General features: G+C 60.1%; 9 protein-coding genes. 5 read left to right on the top strand and 4 right to left on the bottom strand.

Annotated features, from left to right (window positions below):
* Positions 1-258: 258 nt before the first annotated feature.
* The 4 genes from ACI77H_RS05460 to ACI77H_RS05445 form a co-directional block, all read right to left on the bottom strand.
* Positions 259-999, bottom strand: coding sequence for a YciK family oxidoreductase (locus ACI77H_RS05460; protein ID WP_407010784.1), 741 nt, complete (start codon positions 997-999; stop codon positions 259-261).
* Positions 1,000-1,135: 136 nt separating this feature from the next.
* Positions 1,136-1,807, bottom strand: a complete 672-nt coding sequence (gene mupP / locus ACI77H_RS05455) for an N-acetylmuramic acid 6-phosphate phosphatase MupP (protein WP_407010783.1) — start codon at positions 1,805-1,807, stop codon at positions 1,136-1,138.
* Between the two features lie 4 nt (positions 1,808-1,811).
* Positions 1,812-2,510 (bottom strand): bifunctional 2-polyprenyl-6-hydroxyphenol methylase/3-demethylubiquinol 3-O-methyltransferase UbiG, encoded by a 699-nt coding sequence (gene ubiG / locus ACI77H_RS05450; protein ID WP_109633737.1) that lies wholly within the window; start codon positions 2,508-2,510, stop codon positions 1,812-1,814.
* A 57-nt stretch (positions 2,511-2,567) separates the two neighbouring features.
* Positions 2,568-3,902 (bottom strand): TRZ/ATZ family hydrolase, encoded by a 1,335-nt coding sequence (locus ACI77H_RS05445; protein WP_407010782.1) that lies wholly within the window; start codon positions 3,900-3,902, stop codon positions 2,568-2,570.
* A gap of 108 nt (positions 3,903-4,010) precedes the next feature.
* Between ACI77H_RS05445 and mtnA the strand changes: the two genes are divergently transcribed.
* The 5 genes from mtnA (at position 4,011) to hisC (ending at position 11,724) form a co-directional block, all read left to right on the top strand.
* Entirely contained in the window at positions 4,011-5,087 is a 1,077-nt protein-coding gene (gene mtnA, locus ACI77H_RS05440) for an S-methyl-5-thioribose-1-phosphate isomerase (protein WP_407010781.1), read from the top strand.
* A gap of 433 nt (positions 5,088-5,520) precedes the next feature.
* Positions 5,521-8,184 (top strand): DNA gyrase subunit A, encoded by a 2,664-nt coding sequence (gene gyrA / locus ACI77H_RS05435; protein WP_407010780.1) that lies wholly within the window; start codon positions 5,521-5,523, stop codon positions 8,182-8,184.
* Between the two features lie 237 nt (positions 8,185-8,421).
* A complete protein-coding gene (serC, locus tag ACI77H_RS05430; protein WP_407010778.1) occupies positions 8,422-9,507 on the top strand; it encodes a 3-phosphoserine/phosphohydroxythreonine transaminase in 1,086 nt (361 codons plus the stop codon).
* Positions 9,507-10,601, top strand: a complete 1,095-nt coding sequence (gene pheA, locus ACI77H_RS05425) for a prephenate dehydratase (protein WP_029298704.1) — start codon at positions 9,507-9,509, stop codon at positions 10,599-10,601. The genes serC and pheA overlap by 1 nt, the downstream gene beginning before the upstream one ends.
* Positions 10,602-10,611: 10 nt before the next feature.
* Complete coding sequence (hisC, locus tag ACI77H_RS05420; protein WP_407010776.1) at positions 10,612-11,724, top strand: histidinol-phosphate transaminase; 1,113 nt, start codon at positions 10,612-10,614, stop codon at positions 11,722-11,724.
* Positions 11,725-11,728: the final 4 nt, after the last annotated feature.

Raw genomic sequence — 11,728 nt, 5'->3', positions numbered from 1 at the left:
TTTGCTGAAGATTAGTAACCTATCGGCTCGAAGGGTCTGCCCGCTTGCTTTCACACGGCGTGTCTGAGCAGATATAGAGCGAAAGTCATGCCATTCGGTTCATTCGGATTAAAGCCATTTAAAATCAACGTATTGGAAGTGTTTTTGGCTTTTTCTAGCTTATTCAGCGACATTTGTTTGACTGAAATCGGGTGCAGTTGCGACGCTTGTTGAGTGCCGTGACGGAAATTCGCCACGGCACAAAAGCGACGCACGGTGTTACTGAGCGTTGAATGCCTGGCCGTTGATGCCGGTGCTGTCCGGGCCCATCAGGTAAAGGTAGACCGGCATGATCTCCTCGGGTGTCGGGTTGCTCAGCGGGTTTTCGCCGGGGTAAGCCAGGGCGCGCATGCTGGTGCGGGTGGCGCCCGGGTTGATGCTGTTGGAGCGTACCGGTGCGACGGTGTCGACTTCGTCGGCCAGGGTTTGCATCAGGCCTTCGGTGGCGAATTTGGAGACGCCGTAAGCGCCCCAATACGCACGACCCTTGCGGCCGACGCTGCTGGACGTGAACACCACCGAGGCGTCCTGCGACAGTTTGAGCAGTGGCAACAGCGTGCTGGTCAGCATGAACATCGCGTTGACGTTGACTTGCATGACGCGCATGAAATTTTCGCCGGAGAGCTGTTCGATCGGCGTGCGCGGACCAATGATCGACGCGTTGTGCAGCAAGCCGTCGAGGTGGCCGAATTCGGTTTCGATCATCGCTGCCAGCTCATCGTATTGATGGGGCAGGGCGGTTTCCAGGTTGAACGGGATCACCGCCGGTTGTGGGTGACCGGCGGCTTCGATTTCGTCATAGACCTGGGTCAGGTTGGCTTCGGTCTTGCCCAGCAGCAGCACGGTAGCGCCATGCGCAGCGTAGGTTTTCGCCGCAGCAGCGCCGATGCCGCGACCGGCGCCGGTGACCAGGATGACCCGGTCCTTGAGCAATTCAGGGCGGGCGGAATAATCAAACATAAAAAAACCTCAAAAATCAGAACGTGTGCGTAGTGACGCGATCCACCGGACCTGCTTTTGTAGGAGCCCGCTTGCTGGCGATGGCGTTTCCAGTATCGCCATCGCCGGCAAGCCGGCTCCTGCAAGGCGGTGCGGTTCAGCAGCTACAGAGCGCGCTGTCCAACACCTTGCGCAACTCCAACGGATGATCGACCACCACGTCCGCGCCCCAATGCCGCGGGTTATCTTCCGGATGGATGTAGCCATAGGTCACGGCGGCGGTCTTGGTGCCGGCATCGCGACCGGACTCGATGTCGCGCAGGTCATCACCTACGAACAGTACGCTGGCCGGGTCGAGGTCGAGCATCTTGCACGCGAGGATCAACGGCTCTGGGTCCGGTTTGCTGTTCTTTACGTGATCCGGGCAAATCAGCAGCGCCGAGCGTTCGGCCAGCCCAAGCTGCTGCATGATCGGCTCGGCAAACCGCAGCGGTTTGTTAGTGACCACGCCCCAGATCAGGTTGGCTTTCTCGATGTCGGCCAGCAATTCGCCCATGCCGTCGAACAGCTTGCTGTGCACCGCGCAGCCCACGAGGTAGCGCTCGAGGAACTCCAGGCGAAGTTCTTCGAAGCCCGGAGATTCCGGGTCCATGGAGAAGGTCACGGCGACCATCGCCTTGGCGCCGCCGGAAATTTCGTCGCGGATGTGCTTGTCGTTGATCGGCGGCAAGCCGCGGTCGGCACGCATCGCCTGACAGATCGCAATGAAGTCCGGCGCGGTGTCGAGCAGCGTGCCGTCCATGTCGAAAAGGACTGCTCTGATACGCATCGGCTTACTCCTCGCGCAGGGTCTGGATCATGTAGTTGACGTCCACGTCGGCCGCCAGTTTGTAGTGTTTGGTCAGCGGGTTGTACGTCAGGCCGATGATGTCCTTGACGGTCAGGCCAGCCATGCGGCTCCAGGCACCGAGCTCTGAAGGGCGGATGAATTTCTTGAAGTCGTGCGTGCCGCGCGGCAGCAGCTTCATGATGTATTCGGCGCCGACGATGGCGAACAGATATGCCTTGGGGTTGCGGTTGATGGTGGAGAAAAACACCTGGCCGCCCGGTTTGACCATTTTGAAACAGGCGCGGATCACCGAGGAAGGATCCGGTACGTGTTCGAGCATTTCCAGGCACGTGACCACGTCGAACTGCTCGGGCATTTCTTCAGCCAGGGCTTCGGCGGTGATCTGCCGGTATTCAACGCTTACACCCGATTCCAGTTGGTGCAGCTGAGCGACGGCCAGCGGCGCTTCGCCCATGTCGATGCCCATCACGGTCGCGCCGCGTTGTGCCATGGCTTCGCTGAGGATGCCGCCGCCGCAACCGACGTCGAGGACCTTCTTGCCGGCCAGATTGACCCGCTCATCAATCCAGTTGACCCGCAGCGGGTTGATGTCGTGCAGTGGTTTGAACTCGCTTTCGCGGTCCCACCAGCGATGGGCCAGGGCTTCGAATTTGGCGATTTCGGCGTAGTCGACGTTACTCATGGTTCATCCTCTAAAACTTGAAAAATCCTGTTGCCCCGGCGGTTGGCCCCGGGGTGCTTACAATTCGGTGTGGCCGCTGATGCGCTGGCCCCAGGCCTTGGCGGTGGCGCGCAGCTGTTCTTCATTCAGGCGGGTCAGGCGACGATCGTCGAGCAGTTGTTTGCCGCCCACCCAAAGGTGCTTCACGCAGTCGCGGCCGGTGGCATAGATAAGCTGCGAAACCGGGTCGTACACCGGCTGCTGCGCCAGACCCGAGAGGTCGAACGCGACAATGTCCGCAGCCTTGCCGATTTCCAGCGAACCGACCTCAGCCTCGATGCCCAGGGCACGGGCGCCGTTGAGCGTGGCCATGCGCAGGGCGCGATGGGCGTCCAGCGCGGTGGCCGAGCCGGCGACGGCCTTGGCCAGCAACGCAGCCGTGCGGGTTTCGCCAAGCAGGTCGAGGTCGTTGTTGCTGGCCGCGCCGTCGGTGCCGACGGCCACATTGACGCCGGCCTGCCACAAGCGCTCCACCGGGCAGAAACCGCTGGCCAGTTTCAGGTTCGACTCCGGGCAATGAATCACATTGGTGTTGCTTTCTACCAGCATCACCAGGTCTTCATCGCTGATCTGCGTCATGTGAACGGCCTGGAATCGCGGCCCCAACAGGCCCAGGCGTGCAAGTCGGGCCAGCGGGCGCTCGCCGCGCTGCTCGACTGCCTGCTGCACTTCGAAGGCGGTTTCGTGGACGTGCATGTGGATCGACGCGTCCAGCTCTTCGGCGATCACCCGGATTTTCTCCAGGTTTTCGTCGCCCACGGTGTAAGGCGCGTGGGGGCCGAAGGTGACTTTGATGCGCTCGTGGTGCTTGAGATCGTTGAACAGTTCGACGCCCTGACGAATGGCGTCGTCCGCCGTACTGGCGCCCGGAATCGGGAAATCGAGGATCGGAATCGCGATTTGCGCGCGTATGCCGCTGTTATGCACGCGTTCGCTGGCAACCTTCGGGAAGAAATACATGTCAGAGAAGCAGGTGATGCCACCTTTTATCTGTTCGGCGATGGCAAGGTCGGTACCATCGCGTACAAACGCTTCATCGACCCATTTGGCTTCGGCGGGCCAGATGTGGTTTTCCAGCCATGTCATCAGCGGCAGGTCATCGGCCAGGCCGCGGAACAGGGTCATCGCCGCGTGCCCGTGAGCGTTGATCAGGCCGGGGCTGAGCAGCATGTCCGGCAGTTCGCGCACTTCGGTGGCATCAAGCTTCAGTGCGGCGGACCGCGGGCCGATAAACACGATGCGTCCGTCGCGGATACCCAGGCCATGCTCTTTGAGGACAACGCCAGCGGGTTCGACGGGTACCAGCCAGGTCGGCAGCAATAACAGGTCGAGCGCAGCGGCAGTGTTCGGCATCGAGGGTCGGTTCCAAGGCTTTTGTAATGGATGGCGAAGTATACCCGAGCGTCTTCGCGGGGGGATCGCTATAATCGGCGGCTTTTGTTCATGAGTGCGGGGTGAGGGATGCGCGATCGACTGTTGGCTGCGGAGAAAGTGAAGGCCATCGATTGGCGTGATGGCACCCTGTACCTGCTGGATCAGCGTGTTTTGCCGTTCGAGGAAACCTGGATCGCCTACACCAGTGCGGCTGGCGTGGCCGAGGCCATTCGTTCGATGGTGGTGCGTGGCGCGCCGGCGATTGGTATCAGTGCCGCGTATGCCATGGTGCTGTCAGCCCGCGCGCGAATTGCCGAGGGCGATGACTGGCAGGCGTCGTGGGAAGAGGATTACGCGTTGCTGGCCGATTCCCGTCCAACCGCGGTGAATCTGTTCTGGGCGCTGAGCCGCATGCGTGACCGCCTTGATCGTCTCAAGGGCGATGCCGACCCTCTGGCGGCGCTGGAAGCGGAGGCTATCGCCATTCACGAAAGTGATCGAGAAGCCAACCTGACCATGGCGCAACTGGGTGTGGACCTGATTCGCAAGCACCAGGGCAACGCGCAGGCGATCCTGACCCATTGCAACACCGGCGCGCTGGCCACTGGCGGTTTCGGCACTGCGCTGGGGGTGATTCGAGGGGCTTTTATCGAAGGCATGGTCGAGCGCGTTTATGCCGACGAAACCCGTCCGTGGCTGCAAGGTTCGCGACTGACCGCATGGGAGCTGGCCAACGAAGGCATCCCTGTGACGCTCAATGCCGACTCCGCCGCGGCCCACATCATGAAGACCAAAGGCATCACCTGGGTCATCGTCGGCGCCGACCGGATCACCGCCAATGGCGACGTGGCCAACAAGATCGGCACCTATCAACTGGCGGTCAATGCCATGCACCACGGCGTGCGCTTCATGGTGGTGGCCCCGAGTTCGACCATCGACATGAACCTGGCCAGTGGCGATGACATTCCAATTGAAGAGCGTGACGGCCGCGAGTTGCTGGAAGTCGGCGGCAAGCGAGTCGGGGCGGATGTGGATGCGTTCAACCCTGTGTTCGACGTCACCCCGGCGGATTTGATCGATGCGATCGTTACCGAAAAAGGCATTGTCGAACGTCCGGACACGGCGAAGATGGCGCAGTTGATGTGCCGTAAGCGTCTGCATTAAAGGGTTTGGTGTCTGATCGATCGCCATCGCGGGCAAGCCCGCTCCCACAGAAATGTGTGTTGTGCCGCAAATTTCGGGCATTCCAGGATCCCTGTGGGCGCGGGCTTGCCCGCGATGAGGCCCGCAAAGTCAATAAATCAGTCTGAATTCTGCATTCGGCAACCCTCTGAGCCTCTCTCGTCTCCGTTAAGCCTGCCACCAGTCAACTAACTACACTCCATGCGCATCTGGGGGATAGGTGCGTGGCGGCTCTTGTGATAACATCCGGCGTTTTCCGAGGCAGTCCCACGGGGTTGTCTTTACTGCGCAAATCCATGGCATAACTCGTTGATTTGTCGTAAGTCGGTGCATGGCACTCAGCCTGCAGCGACGAGCTTCGTTCGTCCCATATGGATGTGACGAGGTTTCACCAGAAAAAGGAATCGAGCTTCTCATGGGCGAACTGGCCAAAGAAATCCTCCCGGTCAATATCGAAGACGAGCTGAAGCAGTCCTACCTCGACTACGCAATGAGCGTAATTGTCGGGCGGGCACTGCCGGATGCGCGCGATGGCTTGAAGCCCGTGCACCGGCGCGTGCTGTTCGCGATGAGCGAGCTGGGCAACGACTTCAACAAGCCGTACAAGAAATCTGCCCGTGTTGTCGGTGACGTGATTGGTAAGTATCACCCGCACGGTGATACCGCGGTGTACGACACCATCGTTCGGATGGCGCAGCCATTCTCGCTGCGCTACCTGCTGGTAGACGGTCAGGGCAACTTCGGTTCGGTGGACGGCGACAACGCCGCGGCCATGCGATACACCGAAGTGCGCATGACCAAGCTGGCGCACGAGCTGCTGGCTGACCTGCACAAAGAAACCGTGGACTGGGTGCCGAACTACGACGGCACCGAAATGATCCCGGCGGTCATGCCGACCCGTATTCCCAACCTGCTCGTCAACGGCTCCAGCGGTATTGCCGTGGGCATGGCGACCAACATCCCGCCGCACAACCTCGGTGAAGTCATCGACGGTTGCCTGGCCCTCATCGACAACCCTGAGTTGACCATCGATGAGCTGATGCAATACATCCCCGGTCCGGACTTCCCGACCGCCGCGATCATCAACGGTCGCGCCGGCATCATCGAAGCCTACCGCACCGGTCGCGGCCGTATTTACATGCGCGCCCGCTCGATGATCGAAGACATCGACAAGGTCGGTGGTCGCCAGCAGATCGTCATCACCGAACTCCCTTACCAACTGAACAAGGCCCGTCTGATCGAGAAGATCGCCGAGCTGGTAAAAGAGAAGAAGCTCGAAGGCATCACCGAACTGCGCGACGAGTCCGACAAGGACGGTATGCGCGTCGTGATCGAGCTGCGTCGCGGTGAAGTGCCTGAGGTGATCCTCAACAACCTCTACGCTCAGACCCAGCTGCAAGCGGTGTTCGGTATCAACATCGTTGCGCTGATCGACGGCCGTCCACGGATCCTGAACCTCAAGGACCTGCTGGAAGCCTTCGTGCGTCACCGTCGCGAAGTGGTTACCCGTCGCACCGTGTTCGAACTGCGTAAAGCACGTGAACGGGGTCACATCCTCGAAGGTCAAGCGGTTGCCCTGTCGAACATTGACCCGGTCATCGCCCTGATCAAGGCTTCGCCGACGCCGTCGGAAGCCAAGGAAGCGCTGATCAAGACCGCGTGGGAATCTTCCGCCGTGGTCGCGATGGTTGAACGTGCCGGTGCCGATTCGTGCCGTCCAGAAACCCTGGACCCGCAATACGGTCTGCGCGAAGGCAAGTACTTCCTGTCGCCGGAACAGGCGCAAGCCATTCTGGAACTGCGTCTGCACCGCCTGACTGGTCTGGAACACGAAAAACTGCTGGCCGAGTATCAAGAGATCCTCAACCAGATCGGCGAGCTGATCCGCATCCTCAACAGCGCCACGCGCCTGATGGAAGTGATCCGCGAAGAGCTGGAAGTGATCCGCGCCGAATACGGCGATGTGCGTCGCACCGAAATTCTCGATGCCCGTCTCGACCTGACCCTGGGTGACATGATCCCGGAAGAAGAGCGCGTCGTGACCATCTCCCACGGTGGCTATGCCAAGACCCAGCCATTGGCTGCGTACCAGGCTCAGCGTCGTGGCGGTAAAGGCAAATCGGCCACTGGCGTGAAGGATGAGGACTACATCGCTCACCTGCTGGTTGCCAACAGCCACACCACGCTGCTGCTGTTCTCCAGCAAGGGCAAAGTGTACTGGCTGAAAACCTACGAAATTCCGGAAGCGTCCCGTGCGGCCCGTGGTCGTCCGTTGGTCAACCTGCTGCCGCTGGACAGTGATGAATACATCACCACCATGCTGCCGGTCGACGAATACACCGAAGGCCACTTCATCTTCATGGCGACCGCCAAAGGCACCGTGAAGAAGACCCCGCTGGAGTCCTTCAGCCGCCAACGCAGCGTTGGTCTGATCGCGCTGGAACTGGATGAAGGCGATGTGCTGATTTCTGCTTCCATTACCGATGGCAGCCGCGAAGTCATGCTGTTCTCCGACGGTGGCAAGGTGACTCGCTTCAAGGAAACCGACGTTCGCGCCATGGGCCGTACCGCACGTGGTGTCCGTGGCATGCGTCTGCCGGAAGGCCAGAAGCTGATTTCCATGCTGATTCCGGAAGAAGGCAGCCAGATCCTCACCGCTTCGGCGCGTGGTTTCGGCAAGCGTACAGCGATCACCGAGTTCCCTGAGTACAAGCGTGGTGGTCAGGGCGTTATCGCCATGGTCAGCAACGACCGCAACGGCCGTCTGGTCGGTGCAGTCCAGGTGCTCGACGGCGAGGAAATCATGCTTATTTCCGACCAGGGCACATTGGTTCGTACGCGCGTCGACGAAGTTTCCAGCCTGGGTCGTAACACACAGGGTGTGACCCTCATCAAGCTCGCCAGCGATGAAACGCTGGTCGGTCTGGAGCGGGTTCAGGAACCGTCGGAAGTCGAGGGCGAGGAGCTCGAAGGTGAAGAGGGCGAAGAAGGTGCAGTGTTCGACAGTGAAGTCGTGATCGACGACGTTGTTGAAGACCAGCAACTCGACGCCGCCGCTGACGAAGAACCGCAAGAGTAAGCGGACAAACAGGGGGCGGATGAAAATTCGCCCCCTTGTTGTTTGTCGTGTATGAAAATATCGACACCCATGGAGATCCCTTGTGGGAGCGGGCTTGCTCGCGAATACGGACTGACATTCACCGCAGATGTCGTCTGTTGCACCGCTTTCGCGAGCAGGCCCGCTCCCACATGAGTTCCGTGTCGACTGATATCGTGATTTATTGCGTGATACCACCAAATCAGAGCGAGATTGGATGTGAGCAAGAGAGCCTATAACTTCTGTGCCGGTCCTGCGGCACTTCCCGAAGCTGTCCTGCAGCGCGCCCAGGGTGAACTCCTTGATTGGCACGGCAAGGGGCTGTCGGTCATGGAAATGAGCCATCGCAGTGATGAGTTCGTGTCCATCGCCACCAAGGCCGAGCAGGATCTGCGTGATCTGCTGAATATCCCCTCGAACTATAAAGTGCTGTTTCTGCAAGGTGGCGCCAGCCAGCAATTTGCGCAGATTCCTCTGAACCTGCTGCCGGAAAGCGGCACTGCCGACTATATCGACACCGGCATCTGGTCGCAGAAAGCCATCGAAGAAGCGTCGCGTTATGGCCACGTCAATGTCGCCGCGACCGCCAAGCCTTACGACTATTTCGCGATTCCCGGTCAGAACGAATGGAAGCTGTCGAAAGATGCAGCCTACGTTCACTACGCACCGAATGAAACCATTGGCGGCCTGGAATTCAACTGGGTCCCGGAAACCGGTGACGTTCCGTTGGTCGCTGACATGTCCTCGGATATTCTCTCGCGTCCGGTCGATGTTTCGCGCTTTGGCATGATTTACGCCGGCGCCCAGAAAAACATTGGCCCGAGCGGTATCGTCGTCAACATCGTTCGCGAAGACCTGCTGGGGCATGCCCGTTCCCTGTGCCCGACGATGCTCAACTACAAGGTCGCGGCCGATAACGGTTCGATGTACAACACCCCGCCAACATTGGCCTGGTACCTGTCCGGCCTGGTGTTCGAGTGGCTGAAAGAGCAGGGTGGTGTTGAAGCCATCGGCAAGCTCAATGAAGTCAAACAGCGCACGCTGTACGATTTCATCGATGCCAGCGGCCTGTACAGCAACCCGATCAACAAGCCTGATCGCTCGTGGATGAACGTGCCGTTCCGTCTGGCTGACGATCGTCTGGACAAGCCATTCCTGGCCGGTGCCGACGAGCGTGGCCTGCTGAACCTCAAGGGGCACCGTTCCGTGGGCGGCATGCGCGCCTCCATCTATAACGCCGTCGACATCGTTGCGGTCAACGCACTGATTTCGTACATGGCAGAGTTCGAGAAGGAACACGGCTAATGTCTGAGCAAGAACTCAAGGCACTGCGCGTTCGCATTGATGCCCTGGACACCAAAGTCCTGGAACTGATCAGCGAGCGCGCACGCTGCGCCCAGGAAGTTGCGCGAGTAAAGATGGCCTCGCTGGCCGAAGGCGAAGTGCCGGTGTTCTATCGTCCTGAGCGTGAAGCTCAGGTGCTCAAGCGTGTGATGGAGCGCAATCAGGGCCCGCTGGGCAACGAAGAAATGGCGCGGCTGTTCCGCGAAATCATGTCTTCGTGCCTGGCGCTCGAGCAGCCGCTGAAAGTGGCTTACCTCGGCCCTGAGGGCACTTTCACCCAAGCCGCGGCCATGAAGCATTTCGGCCACGCGGTGATCAGCAAGCCGATGGCGGCGATCGATGAAGTGTTCCGCGAAGTGGCGGCCGGTGCGGTGAACTTTGGCGTGGTCCCGGTGGAAAACTCCACCGAGGGCGCGGTCAACCACACCCTCGACAGCTTCCTCGAGCACGACATGGTCATCTGTGGCGAAGTCGAGCTGCGGATTCACCACCACTTATTGGTGGGTGAAAACACCAAGACCGACAGCATCAGCCGCATCTATTCCCACGCCCAGTCGCTGGCCCAGTGCCGCAAGTGGCTCGACGCACACTATCCGAATGTCGAGCGCGTCGCGGTTTCCAGCAACGCTGAAGCGGCGAAGCGGGTCAAGGGTGAGTGGAACTCGGCGGCGATTGCCGGCGACATGGCTGCAGGCTTGTACGGGTTGACCCGTCTGGCCGAGAAAATCGAGGATCGCCCGGACAACTCCACGCGATTCCTGATGATCGGCAGCCAGGAAGTGCCGCCGACTGGCGACGACAAGACCTCGATCATCGTCTCCATGAGCAACAAGCCGGGCGCGCTTCATGAGTTGCTGGTGCCGTTTCACGACAACGGCATCGACCTGACGCGCATTGAAACGCGTCCTTCGCGCAGCGGTAAATGGACCTATGTGTTCTTCATCGACTTCGTCGGCCACCACCGTGATCCGCTGGTAAAAGGTGTGCTGGAAAAAATCAGTCAGGAAGCAGTGGCACTCAAAGTGCTGGGTTCCTACCCGAAAGCCGTTCTCTAAGGGGTAGCAAATGAGTGGCGACTTCCTCGCTCTGGCACAGCCGGGCGTGCAACAACTTTCGCCTTACGTTCCGGGCAAGCCCGTGGACGAACTGGCGCGCGAGCTGGACATCGATCCGGCCAGCATCGTCAAACTGGCGAGCAACGAAAACCCGTTGGGCGCCAGTCCAAAGGCTTTGGCGGCCATTCGCGAAGAATTGGCCGAGCTGACCCGTTATCCGGACGGCAACGGTTTTGCGCTCAAGACCCTGCTGGCTGATCAGTGCCGCGTCGAACTGAATCAGGTGACGCTGGGCAACGGTTCCAACGATATTCTGGAACTGGTTGCGCGTGCGTATCTGGCGCCGGGCCTGAATGCTGTATTCAGCGAACATGCGTTTGCGGTTTACCCGATCGTGACCCAGGCCGTAGGTGCTGAAGCGCGCGTGATCCCGGCGAAAGAGTGGGGCCACGACCTGCCAGCCATGCTGGCCGCGATCGACGCCGACACCCGTGTGGTATTCATTGCCAACCCGAACAACCCGACCGGGACCTGGTTCGGCGCCGAAGCGCTGGACGAGTTCCTGCAGGATGTGCCGGCCCATGTGCTGGTGGTGCTGGACGAGGCTTACATCGAATACGCCGAAGGCAGCGACTTGCCGGATGGTCTGGACTTCCTCGCGGCGTATCCGAACCTGCTGGTCTCGCGCACCTTCTCCAAGGCTTACGGCCTGGCGGCACTGCGGGTCGGCTATGGCTTGTCCACCGCCGTGGTGGCCGATGTGTTGAACCGCGTGCGTCAGCCGTTCAACGTCAACAGCCTGGCCCTGGCCGCTGCGTGCGCTGCGTTGCAAGACACCGAGTACCTGGCTGAAAGCCGTCGCCTGAACGAAGCCGGCATGCAGCAACTGGAGGCGGGTTTCCGCGAACTGGGGCTGAGCTGGATCACCTCCAAGGGCAACTTCATCTGCGTCGACCTCGGTCGTGTGGCTTTGCCGGTCTTCCAGGGCTTGCTGCGCGAGGGTGTGATCGTGCGCCCGGTGGCCAACTACGGCATGCCGAACCACCTGCGTATCACCATTGGCCTGCCGGCGGAAAACAGCCGCTTCCTTGAGGCTCTGACCAAGGTTCTGGCTCGTGGTTGATGTC

It is taken from the genome of Pseudomonas sp. O230 (assembly GCF_045447035.1).
In the GTDB taxonomy this organism is placed as follows: Bacteria; Pseudomonadota; Gammaproteobacteria; order Pseudomonadales; family Pseudomonadaceae; genus Aquipseudomonas.
Note: the sequence above shows the minus strand (reverse complement) of the source record. Positions and strands in the feature narration are given on the sequence as shown.

Bases quoted from the DNA above. Each gene is read 5' to 3' on its own strand.
- ACI77H_RS05460 (WP_407010784.1), bottom strand. From the start codon at position 999: ATGTTTGATTATTCCGCCCGCCCTGAATTGCTCAAGGACCGGGTCATC.
- mupP (WP_407010783.1), bottom strand. From the start codon at position 1,807: ATGCGTATCAGAGCAGTCCTTTTCGACATGGACGGCACGCTGCTCGAC.
- ubiG (WP_109633737.1), bottom strand. From the start codon at position 2,510: ATGAGTAACGTCGACTACGCCGAAATCGCCAAATTCGAAGCCCTGGCC.
- ACI77H_RS05445 (WP_407010782.1), bottom strand. From the start codon at position 3,902: ATGCCGAACACTGCCGCTGCGCTCGACCTGTTATTGCTGCCGACCTGG.
- mtnA (WP_407010781.1), top strand. From the start codon at position 4,011: ATGCGCGATCGACTGTTGGCTGCGGAGAAAGTGAAGGCCATCGATTGG.
- gyrA (WP_407010780.1), top strand. From the start codon at position 5,521: ATGGGCGAACTGGCCAAAGAAATCCTCCCGGTCAATATCGAAGACGAG.
- pheA (WP_029298704.1), top strand. From the start codon at position 9,507: ATGTCTGAGCAAGAACTCAAGGCACTGCGCGTTCGCATTGATGCCCTG.
- hisC (WP_407010776.1), top strand. From the start codon at position 10,612: ATGAGTGGCGACTTCCTCGCTCTGGCACAGCCGGGCGTGCAACAACTT.